At 70.4% G+C, this 20,361-nt stretch carries 20 protein-coding genes and 1 pseudogene; 7 read left to right on the top strand and 14 right to left on the bottom strand.

Going from position 1 to position 20,361, the window contains the following annotated elements; all coding sequences use genetic code 11:
• Positions 1-52: 52 nt before the first annotated feature.
• Positions 53-1,540, bottom strand: coding sequence for a CoA-acylating methylmalonate-semialdehyde dehydrogenase (locus tag P0Y48_09575; GenBank protein ID WEK12717.1), 1,488 nt, complete (start codon positions 1,538-1,540; stop codon positions 53-55).
• Positions 1,541-1,729: 189 nt separating this feature from the next.
• Between P0Y48_09575 and P0Y48_09570 the strand changes: the two genes are divergently transcribed.
• Positions 1,730-3,226, top strand: coding sequence for a PucR family transcriptional regulator (locus P0Y48_09570; GenBank protein ID WEK15049.1), 1,497 nt, complete (start codon positions 1,730-1,732; stop codon positions 3,224-3,226).
• Positions 3,227-3,242: 16 nt separating this feature from the next.
• On the opposite strand, the gene P0Y48_09565 is transcribed toward P0Y48_09570, so the two are convergent.
• The 8 genes from P0Y48_09565 to P0Y48_09530 form a co-directional block, all read right to left on the bottom strand.
• The gene (locus P0Y48_09565; GenBank protein ID WEK12716.1) at positions 3,243-3,650 is read right to left on the bottom strand and encodes a cupin domain-containing protein; all 408 of its coding nucleotides are present in this window, start codon (positions 3,648-3,650) and stop codon (positions 3,243-3,245) included.
• A gap of 12 nt (positions 3,651-3,662) precedes the next feature.
• Positions 3,663-5,099, bottom strand: a complete 1,437-nt coding sequence (locus P0Y48_09560; protein WEK12715.1) for an FAD-dependent oxidoreductase — start codon at positions 5,097-5,099, stop codon at positions 3,663-3,665.
• A 12-nt stretch (positions 5,100-5,111) separates the two neighbouring features.
• A complete protein-coding gene (locus P0Y48_09555; protein ID WEK12714.1) occupies positions 5,112-6,782 on the bottom strand; it encodes an amidohydrolase in 1,671 nt (556 codons plus the stop codon).
• Entirely contained in the window at positions 6,782-7,642 is an 861-nt protein-coding gene (locus P0Y48_09550; protein ID WEK15048.1) for an ABC transporter permease, read from the bottom strand. Before P0Y48_09550 ends, P0Y48_09555 begins: the two co-directional genes overlap by 1 nt.
• A 44-nt stretch (positions 7,643-7,686) precedes the next feature.
• Positions 7,687-8,607: an ABC transporter permease gene (locus P0Y48_09545; GenBank protein WEK12713.1), complete on the bottom strand. Its 921-nt coding sequence runs from the start codon at positions 8,605-8,607 to the stop codon at positions 7,687-7,689.
• Positions 8,600-9,787: an extracellular solute-binding protein gene (locus P0Y48_09540; GenBank protein WEK12712.1), complete on the bottom strand. Its 1,188-nt coding sequence runs from the start codon at positions 9,785-9,787 to the stop codon at positions 8,600-8,602. The genes P0Y48_09545 and P0Y48_09540 overlap by 8 nt, the downstream gene beginning before the upstream one ends.
• Before the next feature lie 57 nt (positions 9,788-9,844).
• A complete protein-coding gene (locus tag P0Y48_09535) occupies positions 9,845-11,056 on the bottom strand; it encodes an ABC transporter ATP-binding protein (protein WEK12711.1) in 1,212 nt (403 codons plus the stop codon).
• 174 nt (positions 11,057-11,230) lie between these two features.
• The gene (locus tag P0Y48_09530; GenBank protein ID WEK12710.1) at positions 11,231-11,389 is read right to left on the bottom strand and encodes a hypothetical protein; all 159 of its coding nucleotides are present in this window, start codon (positions 11,387-11,389) and stop codon (positions 11,231-11,233) included.
• A 194-nt stretch (positions 11,390-11,583) separates the two neighbouring features.
• On the opposite strand from P0Y48_09530, the gene P0Y48_09525 reads away from it, so the two are divergent.
• Positions 11,584-11,859, top strand: a complete 276-nt coding sequence (locus tag P0Y48_09525) for a hypothetical protein (GenBank protein ID WEK12709.1) — start codon at positions 11,584-11,586, stop codon at positions 11,857-11,859.
• A 61-nt stretch (positions 11,860-11,920) separates the two neighbouring features.
• Complete coding sequence (locus P0Y48_09520; protein WEK12708.1) at positions 11,921-12,247, top strand: ATP-dependent DNA ligase; 327 nt, start codon at positions 11,921-11,923, stop codon at positions 12,245-12,247.
• Between the two features lie 91 nt (positions 12,248-12,338).
• Here the strand turns inward: P0Y48_09520 and P0Y48_09515 are convergent, their stop codons facing one another.
• On the bottom strand, positions 12,339-12,698 hold the full coding sequence (locus tag P0Y48_09515) for a hypothetical protein (protein WEK12707.1): 360 nt from the start codon (positions 12,696-12,698) through the stop codon (positions 12,339-12,341).
• Between the two features lie 119 nt (positions 12,699-12,817).
• Here P0Y48_09515 and P0Y48_09510 point away from each other — a divergent pair, with 119 nt between their 5' ends.
• The 3 genes and pseudogenes from P0Y48_09510 (at position 12,818) to P0Y48_09500 (ending at position 15,332) form a co-directional block, all read left to right on the top strand.
• Complete coding sequence (locus P0Y48_09510; GenBank protein ID WEK12706.1) at positions 12,818-13,306, top strand: hypothetical protein; 489 nt, start codon at positions 12,818-12,820, stop codon at positions 13,304-13,306.
• A 17-nt stretch (positions 13,307-13,323) separates the two neighbouring features.
• Positions 13,324-14,294: pseudogene (locus tag P0Y48_09505) on the top strand (cation transporter).
• A gap of 165 nt (positions 14,295-14,459) precedes the next feature.
• Positions 14,460-15,332 carry an SDR family oxidoreductase gene (locus P0Y48_09500; protein ID WEK12705.1) on the top strand — a complete coding sequence of 291 codons (873 nt, stop codon included), beginning with the start codon at positions 14,460-14,462 and terminating at the stop codon, positions 15,330-15,332.
• Positions 15,333-15,416: 84 nt separating this feature from the next.
• Here P0Y48_09500 and P0Y48_09495 read toward each other — a convergent pair whose 3' ends face one another.
• Together P0Y48_09495 and P0Y48_09490 are read right to left on the bottom strand one after the other, a co-directional pair.
• On the bottom strand, positions 15,417-16,118 hold the full coding sequence (locus P0Y48_09495) for a GTP pyrophosphokinase family protein (protein WEK12704.1): 702 nt from the start codon (positions 16,116-16,118) through the stop codon (positions 15,417-15,419).
• A 193-nt stretch (positions 16,119-16,311) separates the two neighbouring features.
• A complete protein-coding gene (locus tag P0Y48_09490; GenBank protein ID WEK12703.1) occupies positions 16,312-16,878 on the bottom strand; it encodes a flavin reductase family protein in 567 nt (188 codons plus the stop codon).
• A 151-nt stretch (positions 16,879-17,029) separates the two neighbouring features.
• Here P0Y48_09490 and P0Y48_09485 point away from each other — a divergent pair, with 151 nt between their 5' ends.
• Positions 17,030-17,887, top strand: a complete 858-nt coding sequence (locus P0Y48_09485) for a sulfurtransferase (GenBank protein ID WEK12702.1) — start codon at positions 17,030-17,032, stop codon at positions 17,885-17,887.
• Between the two features lie 142 nt (positions 17,888-18,029).
• Here the strand turns inward: P0Y48_09485 and P0Y48_09480 are convergent, their stop codons facing one another.
• The gene (locus tag P0Y48_09480; GenBank protein ID WEK12701.1) at positions 18,030-19,349 is read right to left on the bottom strand and encodes a DUF222 domain-containing protein; all 1,320 of its coding nucleotides are present in this window, start codon (positions 19,347-19,349) and stop codon (positions 18,030-18,032) included.
• Positions 19,350-19,823: 474 nt separating this feature from the next.
• Entirely contained in the window at positions 19,824-20,327 is a 504-nt protein-coding gene (locus P0Y48_09475) for an NAD(P)H-dependent oxidoreductase (protein ID WEK12700.1), read from the bottom strand.
• Between the last annotated feature and the right edge of the window lie 34 nt (positions 20,328-20,361).

The following is a 20,361-nucleotide window of genomic DNA, read 5'->3' as shown; positions in this document are numbered from 1 at the left end:
CGAGCGCCGTCGCCGGTCGTTCAGCGAGCGCGACGAGTCGACGCGGCGCGGGTCAGTGGTTGCTCGGGAACCCGAGGCTGATCTGGCTCTCGCTGGGGTCGGGCCAGCGGGTGGTGACCACCTTGCTGCGGGTGTAGAAGTGGATCGACTCGGGGCCGTAGATGTGCGAATCGCCGAACAGCGAGTTGCGCCAGCCGCCGAACGAGAACGCGCCGACGGGCACGGGGATCGGCACGTTGACGCCGACCATGCCCACCTCGATGTCGAACTCGAACTGGCGTGCCGTTCCGCCGTCGCGGGTGAAGACGGCGGTGCCGTTGGCGAAGGGGCTGTCGTTGACGAGCGTCACCGCCTCGTCGTAGCTCTCGACCCGCACGACCGACAGCACCGGCCCGAAGATCTCCTCGTCGTACACCTTCATCCCGGGGCGCACGTGGTCGACGAGCGAGACGCCGAGGAAGAAGCCGTCGCCGTCGAAGCTCTGAGTCGTGCCGTCGACGACGACCGTGGCGCCTTCGCCCGGCGCGCCCGCGACGTACGAGGCGACCTTGTCGCGGTGCTCCCGCGTGATGAGCGGCCCCATCTCGCTTTCGGGGTCGGTGCCGGGCCCGATCTTCAGCGCCGCGACACGCTCGGCGACCTTGGCCACGAGCGCGTCGGCGACGCCGTCGCCGACCGCGACCAGCACCGAGACGGCCATGCAGCGCTCGCCGGCCGAACCGTAGGCGGCCGACACGGCGGCGTCCGCCGCGGCATCCAGGTCGGCGTCGGGCATGACCACCATGTGGTTCTTCGCGCCGCCGAGGGCCTGCACGCGCTTGCCGTTCTCGGCGGCGCGGGCGTAGATCGAGCGGGCGATGGGCGTCGAGCCGACGAAGCTCACCGCGCGCACGGCGGGGGCGTCGAGCAGCGTGTCGACGGCGACCTTGTCGCCCTGGACGACGTTCAGCACACCCGCGGGCAGGCCCGCCTCTTCGTAGAGGCGCGCGAGGAAGAGGGCCGCCGACGGGTCCTTCTCGCTCGGCTTCAGCACGACCGTGTTGCCGCACGCGATGGCGGATGCCGTCATCCACAGCGGCACCATCACGGGGAAGTTGAAGGGGGTGATGCAGGCGACGACGCCGACGGGCTGCTTCACGGAGTGCACGTCGACACCGCGGGAGACCTGCTCGGCGTGCTCGCCCTTGAGCAGGTGAACCAGGCCCGCGGCGAACTCGACGTTCTCGATCCCGCGGCTGATCTCGCCCTTGGCGTCGGAGAGAACTTTGCCGTGCTCGCTCGTGATGATCGCGGCGAGCTCGTCGGTGCGTTCGACGAGGAGGTGGCGCAGGCGGAAGAACACGTCGGCGCGTTTGATCAGGCTCGTCGCCCGCCAGGCGGGGAGGGCGGCGGCGGCCGCGGCGACGGCCGCCTCGGTCTCGGCGACCGAAGCGAAGGCGACCTCGTGCTGCGGACGACCCGTCGCGGGGTCGAACACCGTCCCGGTGCGGGCGCCGTCACCGGTTTCGGTGCCGGCGATGTGGTGGCGGATGAGGGTCATGAGGGGCCTCCCGGACAGAACGACCGACGTCGTCTAGGCTGTGACGAGTCCCAGTGTTGCAGAGGCAGAGGGGTCGCTACGGTGGCTGAACGTCGCGAAGAACGAGCGATCCAGACGGATCGTCCGACCGCCCATGAGAGTCTCCCGACGGTACGGGAGGTGCTCACTCTCGACGCGGTCGAGGCGGGGATGCCGGACATCCTCGTCGGCGGCGACCGCCTCGACGCCCGCGTGCGATGGGTGCACGTCTCCGACAGCGCCGGCGTCGCGCGCCTCCTCGACGGCGGGGAGCTGCTGCTGTCGACCGGTTCGTCGTGGCCCGACGATCCCGCCGAGCTCGCCGCGTTCGTCCGAGGGCTCGTCGAGGTGGGACTGTCGGCCCTCCTGCTGGAGCTCGGCACCCACTACCGCTATGCCCCGGCCGTCGTGGTCGAGACGGCCCGTGCGCACGGTCTGCCGCTCGTGGTGCTGCGCCGCGAAGTCAAGTTCGTGACCGTCACCGAAGCGGTGCACCGGCGCATCATCGCCGAGCAGACCGCCGCCCTCCGCGCCCGCGACGACGTGCGGGCGCGTTTCACGGCGCTCGCGCTGCGCGGATCGCCCGCCGACTTCATCGTCCATCAGCTGGCACAGACGCTGGGTGCGCCCGTGATCCTCGAGTCGCTCGCGCACGACGTCGTGGTCGCCGACGTGCCGCCCTCCCGCGAGGAAGAGGTCCTGGCGCGCTGGGAGGTGCGCTCGCGCATGGCGCACCGCGACGCGCACACCGAGTGGCTCATCGTGCCGGTGGAGGCCCGCGGCATCCGTTGGGGGTATCTGATCGCCCTCCCGGGTCCGGTCCATCCCGCCGGGCGGGCGGCGGTGCTGGAGCAAGGTGCCATCGCGCTCGCGCTCGGCCGGCTCACCGACGGCCAGGCCGACGAGTGGGCGCGCATCGGGCAGCGCCGCCTCGTGGACGGTCTGCTCGCGGGCCGGTTCGCGAGCCACGGCGGCGCGCTGGCCCGGCTGGAGGCGGCGGGGCTCCCGGTGGAGGGTGCTCGCCTGCTGGGCGTGGTCGCCGCAGGGGTCGACGTCGACCCGGATGCGGCGGCGGCGGCCCTGTCGGGCGTCGGCGGTCGCGTGCTCCTCGGCGGCGCCGTCGACGGCGCGGGGGTCACGATGCTCGTCTCGCTGCCGGCGCGTGCCGTGTTCGACGAGGCCGCCGCTCTGCGGTTCGCGGAGGCGCTGTCTCCGCTGTCGTCTCGCCTCGTGGTGTCGATCGGGTCTCCCGAGCAGGGGGTGGAGGGGGCGCTGGCCTCGTTGCAGGAGGCGATCGATCTCGCGCGGACGCCGCTGCAGCGCGCGGGTCGCGGCCCGCACGTGCGCCGCGCCGAGGATCGGCCGTTGGCGCGGCTCGTGACGGCGTTGCGCGACGACCACCGCGTGCTGGACCACGGGGAGCGGATGCTCGCGCCGCTCATCGAATACGACCTGTCGCGCGGCGGCGATCTGCTCGACGTGCTCGCGGCGATGCTCGCTCACCCGGGCAACCGCACGGCGGCGGCCACGGCATCCCACCTGTCGCGCTCGGTGTTCTACCAGCGGATCGCGCTCATCCAGGACCTGCTGGGCGTCGACCTCGACGACGGCGAGATCCAGACGGCGCTGCACCTGGCGCTGCTCGTGCGGCGCTCCGCGAGCCGCTGACGCCCGTCAGGCCCCGTCAGGCGAGATAGACCTTGCGGAGCGTCTCGCGCACCGTCCACACGGTCTGCATCCCGGCCTCGAGGCGCACGATCGCGCCCGGCCGGAGTTCGATCGAGGGCTGGGCGGGCTTCACGAACTCGACGGTCGCCGACCCCGCCACGACGACGAACACCTCGTCGATCTCGACGTCGCGCATCGCGCCCGGGGTCATCTCCCAGATGCCGAGCCCCATGTCCTCGTCGAGATCGATCGACCCCGTCGCAGGAGCGCCGGCGACGACCTGCGCCGCGGCGACGGGCGTCAGGGGCACGGGAACCGCGGATGCCGTGTACACGACGCCGGGGTCGAGCTCCCCGCCCAGGTCTCCGACACCGCCGACACCGTCCGCGTCGCCTCGGCCACCCAGCGAGATCACGTCATTCATGCGTCCAGCCTGTCACGAGTCGAAGCCGAGGCCGAGCGCGTCCAGGGTCTTCAGCAGCAGGTTGCGGCGGCCCCCGTTGTGGTCGGCGCGGTCCATCGACCATCGCGTCGCCTGGATGCCGAGAGCGGCGGCCGGTTCGGGCGGGAACGGCAGCGGCCGCGTGCGCACCATCTTGAGCGACGTGCGCTCCGAGTCGACGTCGTCGAGGAGATCGAGCATGACGTCGCCGGCGAACCGGGTCGAGCCGACGCCCAGCCCTGTGAACCCCGCCGCGTAGGCGACGCGGCCGCCGCGGGCCGTGCCGAAGAACGCCGTGAACTGCGTCGAGCTGTCGATCGCTCCCGCCCACTGGTGGCTGAAGCGCAGTCCCTCCAGCTGGGGGAACGTCGTGAAGAAGTGGCTCGCGAGCTTCTCCCACACGTCGGGACGGTCCTCGTAGCGGGGGTCGACGCGCCGCCCGTAGTGGTAGAGCGCGTCGTAGCCGCCGAAGAGGATGCGACCGTCCTGCGACGGCCGGTAGTAGTGGAACTGGTTGGCCATGTCGCCGATGCCCTGACGATCGCGCCAGCCGATGGCATCCCACTGCTCGGGCGACAGCGGCTCCGTCATGAGGGCGTAGTCGTAGACGGGCACCGTCATGAGGCGGTTGCGGCGCAGCAGCGACGGGAACACGTTGGTCGCGAGCACGGCGTGGAGGGCGTCGACGCGTCCCCCGTCGGTGAGGACCGACACCCCGGTGCTCGTGGTCTCGAGCGCCTTCACGCGGGAGCGCTCGAAGATCACGACGCCGCGCTCCTCCGCGGCGCGTGCGAGCTCGGCGGCGAGCCGCGCGGGGTGCACGAGTGCGCACGTGTTCTTCTCCCACATCGCCGCGAGATACGTGGGAGAGGCGACGGAGGCGCGCACGGATGCCTCGTCGAGGTAGACGATGTCGGGGTCGCCCGCGGCCTCCTCGCGCCATTCGTCGAGCCACGCGAGCTGGTGCGGCTCGACCGCCGGAGCCAGCTGCCCGGTGCGCTCGAACTGCACGTCGAGGCCCAGCTCACCGACGGTCGACTCGATCGCGTCGAGGTTCTCGAGGCCCAGGCGTTCGAGCGTGTCGATCTCGTCGGGCCAGCGGCGCGCGCCGTTCTCGTGTCCGTGCGTGAGGCTCGCCTCGCAGAAGCCGCCGTTGCGACCCGACGCGGCCCAGCCGGTGCGGTTGGCCTCGACGACGACGACGCGACGGTCGGGGTCGCGGAGCTTCGCGAGCAGGGCGGTCCACAGGCCCGTGTAGCCCGCGCCGACGATGACGAGGTCGGCGCCGTGCTCGCCGCGCAGTGGCGGCCGGTCGGGTCGGAGGGCCGCGGGCAGGTCGTCGATCCAGAACGACCCGGTGCGGGTGCCGGTGAGGCTGTGCGAAACGACGGATGCCGGCGCCGGCATCCGTTCGAAGACGGTGGTTCCCACGAGGGTCCCTTCTCAGGCGTCGGCGGCGGCGTACACACGCGCCCCGTCGACGAAGGTCTGGAGCACGCGGGTCGCGCCGATCTGATCGGCAGGGCCCGCGAACGGGTCGCGATCGAGCACGGCGAGGTCGGCGTACTTGCCCACCTCGATCGTCCCGGTCGCCTCGTCGAGGTGATTCACCCACGCCGACCCGGCGGTGTACGCGGTGAGCGACGTGGCGAGGTCGATCGCCTGCTCCGGGAGGAACGGCTCGTAGTCCCCCTCCTCGTAGCCCGGGGCCGCCTGTCGGTTCACGGCGGTGTGGATGGCCGCGAGCGGGTTGGGCGAAGAGACCGACCAGTCGCTGCCCGCCGCGAGCACGGCGCCCGCGCGCAGCAGGTCGCCGAACGGGTACTGCCAGGCGTCGCGGGGCGCCCCGAGGAACGGCAGCGTCAGATCGACCATCTGGGGCTCCAGCGTCGCCCACAGCGACTGCATGTTCGCCGCGACGCCGAGCGCACGGAACCGGGGCACGTCGTCGGGGTGCACCACTTGGATGTGCGCGATGTGGTGGCGGCCGTCGCCGCGGCCGTTGCGGGCGATCGCGTGCTCGACGGCATCCAGGCATTCGCGCACGGCCCGGTCGCCGATCGCATGGAAGTGCACCTGGAAACCGAGGGCGTCGAGCTGCGGCACCGCCTCGTTCAGGATCTCCGGAGTGACGAACGAGATGCCCGAGTTGTCAGTGAAGTGCCCGTGGCCGTCGTGGTACGGCTCGAGCATCGCGGCGGTGAAGTTCTCGGCGACGCCGTCCTGCATGACCTTGACGCTGGTCGCCTGGAAGCGGCCGTGGCTGAAGCGCTCGCGGCGCTCCACGAGCGACGGGATCTGTTCGAGTCCCTTCGTGCGGTCCCACCACAGGGCTCCCACGACGCGGCCGGTCAGCGTGCCGTCGATCGCGGCCTGGCGGTACGTCTCGCCCTGGTCGACGAGGTCGCTGTAGTCGCCGATGATGGCGTCCTGCCAGGCGGTGATGCCGTAGGAGTGCAGGTAGCGCTGGCCCGCGACGAGCGCATCGCGCAGGAACTCGGGCGTCGGGTCGGCGATGAGCCGGTTGACGAGTGACATCGCGCCCTCGTGGAGCGTGCCGGTCGGGTTGCCGTCGGCATCCCGTTCGATGCGTCCGTCCGCGGGGTCGGGCGTGTGCCGGTCGATGCCCGCGCGCCGCAGCGCCTCGGAGTTGACCCACGCGCCGTGGCCGTCGCGGTTGGGGAGGAAGGCGGGCCGGTCGGGCAAGACGCGATCCATCGCGGATGCCGTCGGCGTGCCGCCCGGGAAGGCCGACATCGCCCAGCCCCCGCCGAGGATCCACTCGGAGCCGTCGTCCTGCCCCGTCGGCGGGTGCGCGGCGGCGTAGGCCGCGATCGTCGCCAGGTACTCGTCGGCCGTGGAGCCCTCGCCCAGGTCGCAGCGCAGCAGCTCGAGCCCTCCCGAGACGGGGTGCACGTGCGCGTCCTGGAATCCGGGGACGAGCAGGCGTCCGGCGAGATCGACGACCTCGGTGCGCGGTCCGATGAGGTCGCGGATGCCGTCGCCGCCGACGGCGACGATCCTTCCGCCGGAGACCGCGACCGCCGACGCGCGGGAGCGCACCGTGTCGGCGGTGAAGACCGGCCCACCCGTGAAGACGAGATCGGCGTGCATCAGGCGCCGCCCATCGTCCGGGCGATGTCGGTCGCGGAGTCGCCGGCGCGCCGCAGCACGAGCGCTACGAACGCGAGGGCGACGAGGGTCAGCAGCAGCATGATCGTGGAGACGGCCGCGACCTCGGGACGCAGCCCCGATCGCACGGCGGACAGCACGTACACCGGCCACGGGGTGGTGCCGGAGACCTGCACGAACGCGGCCACGATCGTGTTGTCGAGGCTCAGGGTGAACGCGAGGAGGAATCCGGCGAGGACCGCGGGCATCGCGAGGGCGAGCGTCACGCGCCGGAACGTCGTGAACGGGACGGCGTAGAGGTCGCTCGAGGCCTCCTCGAGGTTCGCCTCCTGCCCGACGAGCCGGGCGCGGACGAGGTACGACACAACAGCCGTCGCGAACAGCGAGCTGCCGATCGAGAGGCGCACGATGCCGTCGTTGAAGATCGGCATTCCCCAGTCCTGGCCGAGCGTGACGAACCAGGGGAGGAGGGCGACGGCATCCACGATCTCCGGGGTCACCGAGACGAGCAGGAGCAGTCCGAGGAACCACCAGACCCACCGACCGGGATGCCGCGCCATCGCGATGCCGGCGAGGGTGCCGAGGGTCGTCGCGATGATCGCGGAGATGAGCGCGGTGATGAGCGAGACGCGCACGGCGTTCTGCACGGCGGGTTTGTCGAGGATCGTGCGGAACGCGTCGAGTCCGAACCCGTCGAACGACACGAGGAGGCGCCCTGTGTTGAACGAGTAGATGACGATCACGATGATCGGCGCGAAGAGGAACAGGATGACGAGGACGCCCCAGACGTTGAGGGCGACATCGGTCCACGAGCGGTGGGAGCGCTTGCCGCTGCCCAGCATCGACCCGTCGCGCTGGCGGAGGATCGTCTCGGTCTTGGTGGTGCTCATCGCGCAGCCTCCTCTCCCAGCACGAGGCGATTGCGGGTGCGGAAGGGGAGCGAGACGAGCCACAGGAGTGCGGCGGCTGCGGCGATCGTCAGGGCGATCACCAGCATGAGCACGACGGCCATCGCCGATCCCAGCGCCCAGTTCTGCGCGGTCTGGAACTGGCTGGCCACGAGCTGTCCGACCATGTTGCCCTTCGCCCCGCCGAGCACTGTCGCGGTGATGTAGTCGCCCATGAGGGGGATGAACACGAGGAGCACGCCCGCCACGACACCGGGCCGCGACAGGGGGAGGGTCACGCGGAAGAACGTCGTCACCTTTCCGGCTCCGAGGTCTTTCGAGGCCTCCCGCACGGCGGGGCCCACCCGGTCGAACGCAACGAACAGCGGGAGGATCATGAGGGGCAGGTAGTTGTACACGACGCCGATCAGCACGGCCGTGCGCGTGTACAGCAGGTCGAGCGGGCCGTTCAGGAGGCCCAGGGTCTGCAGCCCCTGCGACAGCCAGCCCTCCGGTGCGAGGATCACCTGCCAGCCGATCGTGCGGATGAGGAAGTTCGTCCAGAACGGGATCAGGACGAGGGCGATCAGCAGCCCGCGGCGCTCGGGGCGCACCTTGAAGGCCATCCAGTACGCGACGGGCGCGCCGATGAGGAAGCAGAGGGCCGTGCCGAGCAGGCCCACCCACAGCGTGTTCACGAACGTCGTGAAGAACGTGGGCGAGAGGGCTTCGGCGTAGCGGTCGAGGGAGAGGATGTCGTTGGCGTGCGTACCGAAGATGCCGGGCTTGTAGCCGAAGCTGAACCAGATCACCATCCCCACGGGGGCGACGAAGAAGATCGCCAGCCACACCCAGGCGGGCACCGCGAGCAGACCGCCCAGCGACCGGCGGGCCGCGGGCGGGGCGGAGCGATCAGGCACCCGCGGCGGCCTTCATCTCGTTCCAGATCTCGACGCGCACCGTCTGGGAGTCGTTGAGCTCCTGCTCGTGCATCGCGTTCAGCTGCTCCTCCGAGAAGAAGATGAGGTCCGTCAACTCCATGCCGGACTCCTCCGCGGCCGCCTGCATGTCCTTGCCGCCGACGTTGTAGCCGATGTAGTCGAGGTTCAGCGAGAGGTTCTCGGGGGTCATCGAGAAGTTGATGAAGGCGTGGGCGGCTTCGGGGTTCGGGGCTCCGGTCGCGATGGCCCAGTTGTCCATCCACAGTTCGGTTACCGGCCCCGGGAGCACCCACTGCCAGCGGTCGGGGTCGGGCGACTCGAGCAGGCCGAGGCGTGCGTCGCCGTTCCACGCCTGCATGAGCACCTGCGTGCCCTGCGGGATGGCGTTGGTGCCGGGGTAGGAGTCGAACGCGGCGATGTGGGGGGCGATCTCCTCCACGAGGAACTTCCGGCACGCCTCCAGCTGCTCGGCATCCTGCGTGTTCCAGTCGAGGTCGTTGGCCCAGAAGTACGCGCCGATGATGCCGGCGGGGTCGTCGGACATGCTCGTCTTGCCGCTTGCCTCGTTCTTGGCCGCGTCGAAGAAGTCGGCCCACGTCGACAGCTCCCGAGTGATGACGGTCTTGTCGTAGACGAACCCGGTCGTGCCCCACGCCTTGCACACGGAGTACTCGTTGTTCGGGTCCCACGCGCGACCCAGCGCGCTCGGGTCCATGTTCGAGAGGTTGGGGAGGAGGTCCTTGTTGAACTTCGTCAGCAGGCCGTTCTCGATCATCTGCGGGATGAACACGCCCGTCGGCACGACGATGTCGAAGCCGGAGGTGCCCTTGGCGGCGATGAGCTTCGCGATGAGCTCCTCGTTGGAGCTGTAGGAGTCCAGGGTCACCTTCGGACCGAGTTCCGACGTGAAGTTCGCGACGACGTCGGGGGAGTCGTAGTCACCCCACGTGTAGACCGACAGCGAGTTCTCCAGCGCGCCGCCGGAGGCCTGCGAAGTGGGGCTCGTGCTCGTGCCACCGGGGGCGCACGCGGCCAGGAGGGCGCTGCCTCCCGCGAGCGCGGCGAGGGAGAGGAACCGCCGGCGGGACAGTTCGGCGGCGATCCTCGGGACGGCGCTCTCGTGGGCCAGGATGCGCAGCGGGGTGCGGGACTCGGTCATCGGGGGCCTCCAGCTCGGGTTCGGGTGGTGATGCGGGAACGTCTCTTCGGTGGGCTGCTATTCGGTCGGCGGCGCGATGTAGCCGCCGTCAGTGGCCGCGTCGTCGGCCGGGAAGAGCAGCACGTGCTCGGGCGACCACGTGCAGACCACGGCGTCGCCCACGCGCAGGTTCGGCGCATCCGGCGTGGGACGGCGTGCGATGAGGCTCTGGTCCTCACCGAGCCGCACGAGATACTGCATCGTCTCGCCGAGGTGCGAGACGCCGATCAGTTCGCCGCGGACGCTGTTCGTGTCGGTGGCGGCACCGGCGTCTGCGGGCGCCGCCGCGACGCGCACGTTCTCGGGGCGGACGGCCGCCTCCGCGTTGCCGCTGCCGGCGAGCGGTGTCGCGGAACGGACGACGACGTGCGGGGATGCCACGGCGTCGCCGCCGGTGAGCGTCCCGCGGAAGAAGTTCTGCTGACCCACGAAGGCGGCCACGTACGCGGAAGAGGGGCGGGCGTAGACGGTGTCGGCATCCGCGAGCTGTTCGATGCGCCCCTCGCGCATGATCGCGATCCGGTCGCTCATCGAGAGCGCCTCGCCCTGGTCGTGCGTGACGAAGACGAACGTGATGCCCAGGCGCGACTGCAGGAGCTTCAGCTCGAGCTGCATCTCCTCGCGGAGCTGGCGGTCGAGCGCGCCCAGCGGCTCGTCGAGGAGGAGCACCGACGGGCGATTGACGAGGGCGCGGGCGAGCGCGATGCGCTGCTGCTGTCCGCCGGAGAGCTGGGTGGGCTTGCGATCGGCGAACCGTCGCATCTGCACGAGGTCGAGGGCGGCGGTCACGCGCTCGCGCACCTCCGACTTCGGGGTGCGGCGCTGCTGCATGCCGTAGGCGATGTTCTCCGCGACGGACATGTGCGGGAACAGCGCGTACGCCTGGAAGACCGTGTTGACGTCGCGCTTGAAGGGCGGGCTGCCCAGGACGCTGCGGCCCGAGATGAAGATGTCTCCCGCGTCGGGATGCTCGAAGCCGGCGATCATCCGCAGCGTCGTCGTCTTGCCGCAGCCGGACGGTCCGAGGAGCGAGATGAACTCGCCGGGCTCGATCGTGAGCGACAGGTCGTCGACGGCGAGCTGCTCGCCGTAGTGCTTGGTGATGCCGTCCAGCACCACGGCTCCGGCCTTCGCCGGCTCCGCAGAGCCGGGCCGGTCGATCGTCGTTTCGGGTGCCGACGTCACGCGTGCTCCGCTCCCCGCGCCGCGGTGGCGCGTGTGTGCGGCCATTCAATACGTCTGGTGCGGAGCGCGCAATGATCGCGTGGCCCCACCGGACGAACCCTCCCGGCATCCGGGCCGCTCTGACAGATCGTCCGGACGGGCGTAACGGCGCGGTAACACCGCCGTCGATCCGGCGACCCGAGCGTGTGCGCGGATCGCCGGGTCAGGCGTTAGAGCGGGTCAGGCGTTTCGCCGGACGATGCGCATGAGCCAGGCGATCACCGCGACGATGACGATGACGAGGCCGATCCACAGGAGGATCTTGGCGGCCTCGACGAAGACGCCGACGAGCAGGAGCGCAATACCGATGACGAGCAGGATGACAGCGAGAGTGGTCATGCATCGAGGATCCGCGTGAGGGGGCCTCGGCTCAACCCCTTGACAGCCGAGCGCCGGGTGTCCTATCCCGAGGATCGCCGGTACCCCCGTGCTGGTGGCCTGTCAAGGGGTGGCGCCCGATGTTCCGCGGGAGTTGACTCGAATCATCCCGCCGACGACCGCGCACAAACGACCGCACGCTTGAGGTTCCTGACATGAAAGACATCCTGATCGACGGCCACCGGCTCCTGACGACGAACGAGATCGCGGATGCCGTGATCGACTACGCGCGGTTGCTGCACAGCACGTCGAAGACGGATGTCGTCGAGTTCCCCACGCTGCACGACGGGGAGTTGTCGCACTGCTCGCTGCTGTTGAGCGCCCATGTGGGCGTCGCGGTGCTCGACGCGGATGCCGTGCTGGCTCCCCTCATGCCGGGGGCGGAGATGGCGTGCGCGGAGATCGAGCGCCGGGCGGCGACTCTGCGTTGAGCCCGAGGTAGGTTACCGTCGCTGTAGCGCGATCATCGCGCGCGCACGGCGGAGGTCACTGTTGGGGAAGTTCATCTACGAGGGCTCGGTGACCGTCGACTTCGACGATCGCGTCCTCGCTCACGTCCAGATCGTCATCGGACAGAAGCTCCGGCGCGGCGAGGCGTTCCACTTCACCTGGCGTGAAGACCCGAGCCTCGGCGACGGCCGTACGTCGGTGTGGCTGCACCCCTCGGCATCCCTTGTCTACAAGTACTTCGGAAGCCGTCAGCCGAGCCTCAACCGTGCCTGGCTCGAGGCGCTCACCTATACGGCGAACTCGACGGGCGGCCTCCACATCGTGCCGGAGCCGCCGGAGTCCAGCGCCTCCGAGCCGACCGTCGACTAGCGAGTCCGGTACCCAGAGTCCGAGAGCCCGAGTCCGAGACCCCGAGTCCGAGACCCAGAGCCCGAGACCCAGAGGGTCTCGCCGACCCCCGTCAGTCGCGCGAGACTTCGACGGTTTGCGGCGAGGTGTCCTCGGGCTCGTTCTCCCCGTGCTCGATGTGCTCGGCGACGAGCGTCATCCCGCCCGACGAGTTGGCGGTCTGCGCGAGCTCTTCGAGCCATTCCCGGCTGAGCTCGGGGCTCTCGGGCTCGTCGAACACGAATCTCAGTGGGATCGACGGATGCAGCCAGATGGTGCTACGCCCTCGCTCCTCGTCCTCCGGATGCCTCCACGAAAGGGTGAAGCTCTCGCCGCGCCGTAGCTTGGTCGCGACCACGACCTTCAGGTGCGCGAGCGCGCGGTCGTCGATGTGGATCGGTGTCGCCGATCCGCCGTAGTAGATGGTGCCCACGGTCGCACACTCTACGCCGAACGCGGTGTCAAGGCCCTCGTGACGCGCTTTCGTGTCTCGTAGCGTGACGGAACGTCACCGACAACTCGTTTGCGGATGCCGGTGGGCGAGGAGAGACCATGCGAAGACGACGGGACTCGGTGCTGAGGATCTTGCTGGCGTCGGGCGTGATCCTGTCGGCGACGACCGGTTGTGCCGTGCACATCCCGACCGACCCTGACGGCACCCTCGACCGTGTGACGCACGGGACGTTGCGCGTCGGAGTCTCGCCGGGTGACGGACTCGTCCGGGTGGCAGGCGGCGAAGTATCGGGGTCCCTTGCCGACCTCGTCGAGGGGTTCGCGCGCGAGCGTGATGCCCAGATCGTATGGACGGTCGGCGGCGAGGAGCAGCTCGTCGACGCGTTGGAGGCGGGCGATCTGGACCTCACCGTCGGGGCGATCACGGACGCCACGCCGTGGACTGACCGCGTCTCGATGACGCGGGGGTATCCCGGCATCCCCGGCGCGGAGGGCAAGAGCATCGTCGTGCTGCTCCCGCTGGGGGAGAACGAGCTGCAGTCGACGCTCGAGTCGTACCTTGACGAGCGGGTGGGGGATGGCTCGTGAGGCCACGGCTGACATCGATGGGTCGCACCGATCTGCCGCCCGAGCAGCGGGCCGCGATCGACTCCGCCGTGCGATGGGAGTGGTTCACGATCGGCTACACGACGGTCACGATCGTCCTCATCGCCCTCGTCGTCGGCGGATCGCAGGCGATGAAGACGGCGTGGATCGAGGACATGCTGTCGCTCATTCCGCAGTTCTCGTTCCTCATCGCGCTGCTCCTCATCCGTCGTCGGCCGTCGCACCGGTACCCGTACGGTCTGCACCGGGCCATGGGCGTCGGCCACCTCGTCGCCGGCGTCGCGCTGCTGGCCATCGGAGGCAATCTCGCGGTGGAGTCGCTCATCGGCTTGTTGCGAGCCGAGCATCCGGCGATCGGAACCGTCCGCCTGTTCGGTCACACGATCTGGCTCGGCTGGCTCATGGTCGCCGTCATGAGCGTGATCGTCATCGGACCGTTCTTCTACGGACACGCGAAGGCCAAGCTGGCCCCCGCGCTGCACAACAAGGTGCTGTTCGCGGATGCCGACATGGCGAAGGCCGACTGGACGACGACGGTCGCGTCGATCGTCGGCGTGCTGGGGATCGGTGTCGGCTGGTGGTGGCTCGACGGCGCCGCGGCCCTCTTCATCTCGGCCGGGATCGTGTGGGACGGGTGGCGCAACGCGCGGAGCGCCGTGCTGGACCTCATGGACCAACGCGCCGCACGCACGACGACAAGGCGCCGCATCCTCTCGCGGAGGAGATCACGCAGGCGCTGGAGCGTCTTCCCTGGGTCGCGTCCGCGTCGGTGCGCATGCGCGACATGGGGCAGGTGTTCCATGTCGAGGCGTTCGTCGTCCCGCGTCGAGGCCGCGTGCGCCTGGATCGCGTGGAGGACGCGCGGCGTCTCGTCGCCGACCTGGACTGGAAGGTGCAGGACGTCGTGGTCGTGCCCGTGGCCGAACTCCCTGAAGAGACGGTGGGTCCTCTCGCGAGGCAGACGCGCTGAGGCCTCGCGACGGGTTCGGACGCCGGGTGACGGGCGCGCGACGATACGTCATCCGTCGACCGGCGGCAACCCCGTGCGGTCCGCTGCGGGTCGCGGCTTAGCGTGGCATCCCGACGAAAGCGGCATCCGCGACGAATGCGGCATCCCGACGAAAGGAATCCGATCATGAGCGATCCCCGGCACGCACACCACGAGGGCGGCTTCCCCGACCAGGAGCAGGACCAGCCCGGACTCACGTCGGAGACCAGGCCGACGCCCGACCACGGCGAGCACACCTACCGCGGCAGCGGACGCCTCGACGGTCGACGTGCACTCATCACGGGCGGCGACTCGGGCATCGGGCGCGCGGTGGCGATCGCGTTCGCCCGCGAGGGTGCCGACGTCGCGATCGCGCACCTGCCGGAGGAGCAGGAGGATGCCGATGCGACCCTCGCCCTGATCGAGCAGGCGGGTCGGCGCGGGCTCGCGTTCGCCGGCGACGTGCGCGACGAGCAGTTCTCCACCTCGATCGTCACCGACACGGCGGAGGCGTTCGGCGGACTCGACATCGTCGTTCTCAACGCGGCGTATCAGAAGGACCGCGACGGCATCGGCACCCTCGAGACGGCGGAGTTCGACCGCGTGTTCCAGACGAACCTGTACGCGATGCTGTACTCGGCGCGTGCGGCGGTGCCGCTCCTGAAGCCCGGCGCATCGATCATCGTCACGTCGTCTATCCAGGCGTCGAACCCGTCGGCGGGCCTCATCGACTACGCCATGACGAAGGCGGCGCAGGTCGCGTTCGTGAAGGCCGCCGCCGAGGAGCTGGGGGAGTCTGGCATCCGTGTCAACGCCGTCGCTCCGGGCCCGATCTGGACGCCGCTGATCCCTGCGACGGGGTGGGATGCCGAGCGCCTCGCGACGTTCGGCGAGGACACTCCGCTGGGTCGTGCGGGGCAGCCGGCCGAACTCGCCGGTGCGTACGTCTACCTCGCCTCGGATGACGCGAGCTTCGTCTCCGGTGCGGTGCTTCCGGTCACGGGCGGGAAGGGGCTGTAGCGGGGAGTCGGTCCGGCGCTGTCGTCAGGCGCGATGTCGTCAGGCGGCGATGTCGTCAGGCGCGGTGTCTTAGGCGCGATCGCGTCAGGCCGCGACGATGCGGCCCGGCCGGGGGCCGTGGAGTTCGCCGTGGAGCCGCTCCATCCGCGCGTCGAGTTCGGCGGCGGTCTGCGCGGCATCCTTGAGTTCGGCGAGCAGCCCGTCGGGGACGGCACCGGCGTACTTGTAGTAGATCTTGTGCTCGAGGCTCGCCCAGAAGTCCATCGCGATGGTGCGGAACTGCACTTCCACGACGACGTCGATGCGTCCACTCGACAGGAACACGGGCACCTCGACGATCGCGTGGAGGCTCTGGTAGCCGTTGTCCTTCGGCTGCGCGATGTAGTCCTTCACTTCGCGCAGCGTGATGTCGTCCTGAGCGGTGAGCAGGTCGAAGAGTCGGTAGGCGTCTTTCGCGAAGCTGGTCGTGACCCGCACGCCGGCGATATCGGTGATGCCCGCGCTGATCGACGGGAACGTCGGTTCGATTCCCTTGCGCACGACCTTCTCGATCAGGCTGTCGGCCGACTTGACGCGGCTCGACACGTGCTCGATCGGGTTGTAGTCGTGCGTGAGCTGGAACTCGTCGCGAAGGATGCCGATCTTGGTCTCGACCTCACGGAGACCGAACTGATAGCCCAGGAGGAACCGCTGGAACTCGTCGCGCATCGCGCGGAGCTCGTCGGGTGAGAAGGTCGCGACGCCCTCCTCGGTGAGGACGGAGAGGGGCTGCGGCGTCGCTTCCATGGTCTGACCGTATCGGGGCAGTTTCAGGAGTCGCTGTGAGTGGGGGCGGTGCCAGCGGTGGATCCGGTTCGCGGCTGCCCGGGGTATGGGGCGTGAGCCGAGGTCAGGACTGGCCGGGTCAGGACTGGCCGGGTGAGGACTGGCCGGGTGAGGACTGGCCGGACCGCGATTCGCCGGACCGCGATTCGCCGGGTCAGGACTCGATGCGGGAGTGCTCGCCGAGGCGGTGCCACGTGCGGTTGTGGTACACCAGGGCGTCGCCGGGCTCGCCGGGCGTGACGTCGCGCGCGACCTGCGACTGGAGCGCGTGGGCGGCGATGACGGTGGAGGATCCGGCATCCATGCGGCCGATGACAGCGCAGCGCACCCATGCTCGGACGTCGTGGTAGACGGGTTCGCCGGTGACGAGCCGTGACCACCGGTCGCTGTCGGCGAAGCGGTCCACCCCGCTCGTGGCTCCCAGGCGTGCGACGTCGAGGTCGTGCGCGTCGAGGAGGTGGACGACGATCGTCTCTGCGCGGGAGAGCACGTCGGATGCCGACGAGAGCGTCGAGATGGAGAAGATCAGCAGCGGCGGGTCGGCGCTGACCGACGAGACGGAGGTCGCCGTGAGGGCGACGGGGCCGTCGCCCGCGTCGGCGGTGATGACGGCGACGCCGCCGGGGTGTCCCCGGAAGAGCGCTTTGAACTCGTCGGCGGACAGCGACGACGCGAAGCGGTGGTCGGGGGCGTCGAAGCGTGCGGCGGGCGAGGAGGTCACCCTTCGACGGTAACCCCGCGCGGAGGGGTCGAGGGTCGCGTGTGTTGCCGTGTGACCCCGTGTGAACGAATGTGACGGCGGAGCCCGGCCGCGTGACCTCTTGTTGCGTCACACGGGGCGGAGGCCGTGGCGCCTCGGCGACCATGAGGTCATGTCGTCCCCGCTCGTCGCCGCCGCACGGCTGCACGCCGAACTGGAGAGCGCCGCCCCGCCGCGTCTCCTCGACGTGCGCTGGCGCCTCAACGAGCCCGAGGGGCGGCCCGCGTACCTGGAGGGGCACCTTCCCGGGGCGGTGTACGTCGACCTGGAGCGGGAACTGGCTCGTCCGGGCCGGCCGGAGGAGGGCAGGTACCCGCTTCCGGAACGCGCCGAACTGGAGTCGTCGGCGCGGCGCTGGGGGCTGCAGCCGGGCGAGCGGGTGGTCGCCTACGACGACAACGACGGTGTTGCCGCGGCTCGAGCGTGGTGGCTCCTGCGCGGGTACGGCGTCGACATCCGCGTGTTGGACGGGGGCTTCCGGACGTGGCTCGCCGCCGGCTACGACCTTGTGCGCGGCGACCATGCCCCGCCCCCGGGGAGCGTGCGACTCCCCGCCTCGACGCTCGCGGTCGCGACGATCCAGGATGCCGCGGTGGCTCCGCGCGAGGGTGTCCTCCTGGACGTCCGTGCGCCGCAGCACTATCGCGGTCAGGTCGCAGGTCTCGACCCCGGCGCGGGGCACATCCCCGGCGCCGTCAACGTTCCGACGGTGTCGCACATCGCACCCGATGGGCGGCTGCACGCCCCGGAGCGGCTGCGTGCCGCGCTCGCCGGACACGGCATCCGTCCGGGCGTGAGCGTCGTGCTGTACTGCAACAACGGGATCGCTTCGGCGCATTCGGCGCTCGCCCTTGCGGTCGCCGGTATCGACGCGCGCGTCTACCCGGGCGCGTGGAGCCAGTGGACCCGGTCGCCCGGTCGGCCGATCGCCCGCGGCGCGACCCCTGCCGAGGTCATCTCCGCGGTGTGAGCGCGTGACCGCTGTGCGGTGGGGAATGCCGGCGGGTGGTGCGGTGGGTGCGGCGGGTGGTGCGGTGTGCGCGATCGGCGGGAAGGTGGACTCGCCGGCGGGAGTGAGTCCCTTCGGCGGAGGGGCGACTCCGTCAAAGAGGTCAGAACGGCGTTGGCTCGGTGGGTGGCCCGGTGCCGGTCGTCGCTTGTTCCGTGGTGAACGTGAGGGTGCGGGCGGGGTGGTCGGGGTAGTGGCGTCCGGTGGGGCTGGTCCAGTGGAGGATGCCGTCGGGTGTCTGCCTGACTCGCCAGGCGGAGTGGTGTTTCAACATGTGGTGTCTGCGGCACAGGTGGGCGAGGTTGGTGAGTTCGGTGGGCCCGTCGTGTTCGCGGGCGATGGTGTGGTCGATGTCGGACCGGCCGGTGGGCATGCGGCAGCCGGGGAACCGGCAGTGTTCGTCCCTGACGCGGAGGGTGCGTTTGAGGTGGTCGTTGGGCCGGTACCGGTCGACGGCGAGGACGGTGCCGGTGGCGGGGTGGGTGAGGACCCGGTCCCACCCTGTGGCGGTTCCGGCGAGGCGGAGGGCGGTGGCGGTGTCGATGGGTCCTTTCCCGATGAGTTCGGCGGGGGTGTCGTCCGCCCCGACCGCGGTGAGCACCGGGACGGTGACCTGCACGCGGGCGATGATCGCCTCCCCGGCGGGGATGGCGTCGTTCGAGACGTCGGGTGTGGCGTGTCCGGTGAGGAGGAGGTCGGCGAACACGTCAGCACGGACCTCGCTGACCCGACGCGTGTCGGCGGCGCGTGAGTCGGTGGTGCGTGAGTCGGTGGTGTCTCGCGCATCGACGACGCGTCTCGCGTACTGGTCGAGGCGGTCGCGGATGCCGTGGGCGATCGCCGCGGGGAGGATCGCGATCAACTCCGCCATCCCGTCGTCGAGGTCGCGCACCCACACCTCCCGCTTGGTCGCGGCCGCGGTGTGCCGCTCCTGCAGGGGGACCGGGTGCAATCGTGCGGCGAGGAGCCGTGCGGCGGGTTTCAGTCGTCCCGGTGTCTCCCGCCGGGCGATCTCTAGCGTCGCGTCTTCGTAGACCGCCCGTGCGGCATCGTCGTCGAGCGCCGCCCCGGCATCCACCACCACCCGCACGTGCCCGCGAGAGATGTCGCCGCACGCCCACGCGGCGAACGTCGCGGGGAACTTCTCTACCAAGACCACAGCATCGGACATGTGCTTCTGCACGGTCCGGTCCGACATGCGCGCGGCGGCGCCGATCTGCGCCGCGAGGGACCGGATCGGGAGGTCGGCCGCAGATGCGGGCCCACCGGCATCCTGTGCCATCGCGTCGGCGATCTCGACTGCCTCGGCCAGCAGCGCGACCTCACGGGCTTGGGCTGCGGCGGCGTCGCGGCGTGCGTCGGCGAGCGCGTGCAGCAGCGTTTCGATGCGCTGTTGCCATGCGGTCGGCGTGGTCCCTGTCATGCTCCGATTCTTCTCGGGGGCACCGACATTCCCGGCGACAAAACCCAGATCACGGCTGCTTCCTGTGGACAACTTCCGACACGCCGGGGGTGTGGAGGAGGGTGTGGCGTTTCGTCTCGCTGCGCTCGCTCAACGACCGAGGGTGTGGAGGAGGGTGCGGCGTTTCGTCTCGCTGCGCTCGCTCAACGACCGAGGGTGTGGAGGAGGGTGTGGCGTTTCGTCTCGCTGCGCTCGCTCAACGACCGAGGGGTGACGGTGTGTCCGGTCGTTGAGCGAGGAGCGCAGCGACGAGGCGAAACGTCGATCCGGGGAGGGTGACGGCGTTTCGTCTCGCTGCGCTCGCTCAACGACCGGGACGGCGTTTCGGCTCGCTGCGCTCGCTCACCGACCGGGGCGGCGTTTCGTCTCGCGGCGCTCGCTCAACGACCGCGGCGGCGTTTCGTCTCGCTGCGCTCGCTCAACGACCGGGCGGCGTCACGCGAGGGCGTGACGCAGGCGCGGCCACTCGGCATCCGCCCACTCCGCGATGACCTCCGCGCGCCGGTCCACCTGCCCCGCGGGGAACGCGATGCCGCGGGTCGGCACCGACGCCCCCAACTCGACCAGGAGGGGACGCAGCGCCAGCTCGACGGCGAGCGCGTGCGCGGGTCCGCCGATCGTCAACAGCGGCACGGCGGTCACGTGCTGCAGGGACCCCGTGTCGAAACGGTCGAGGAAGGCCTTGAGCAGCCCCGTGTACGTCGCCTTGTAGGTCGGGCTCGCGACGATCGCGACGTCCGCGGCGAGCACGCGCGCGCGGGCGTCCTCGACGGCGAGGCTCGGATGCCGGAACAACTCGTCGGCGATCCCCGCCAGCTCGATCGTGGGTTCGACCGTGGCGCCGGAGCGCCGCGCGAGCTCGGCGGCGACCGTCTCGGCGACGGCACGCGTGCGCGAGTCGGGCTGCGGGTTGCCGACGACGACGATGACGGATGCCACGACTACGCCCCCTCACCCGAAGTCGGGCCCGGCG

The sequence above is a fragment of the Candidatus Microbacterium phytovorans genome, from assembly GCA_029202445.1.
GTDB classification, from domain to species: domain Bacteria; phylum Actinomycetota; class Actinomycetes; order Actinomycetales; family Microbacteriaceae; genus Microbacterium; species Microbacterium phytovorans.
Note: the sequence above shows the minus strand (reverse complement) of the source record. Positions and strands in the feature narration are given on the sequence as shown.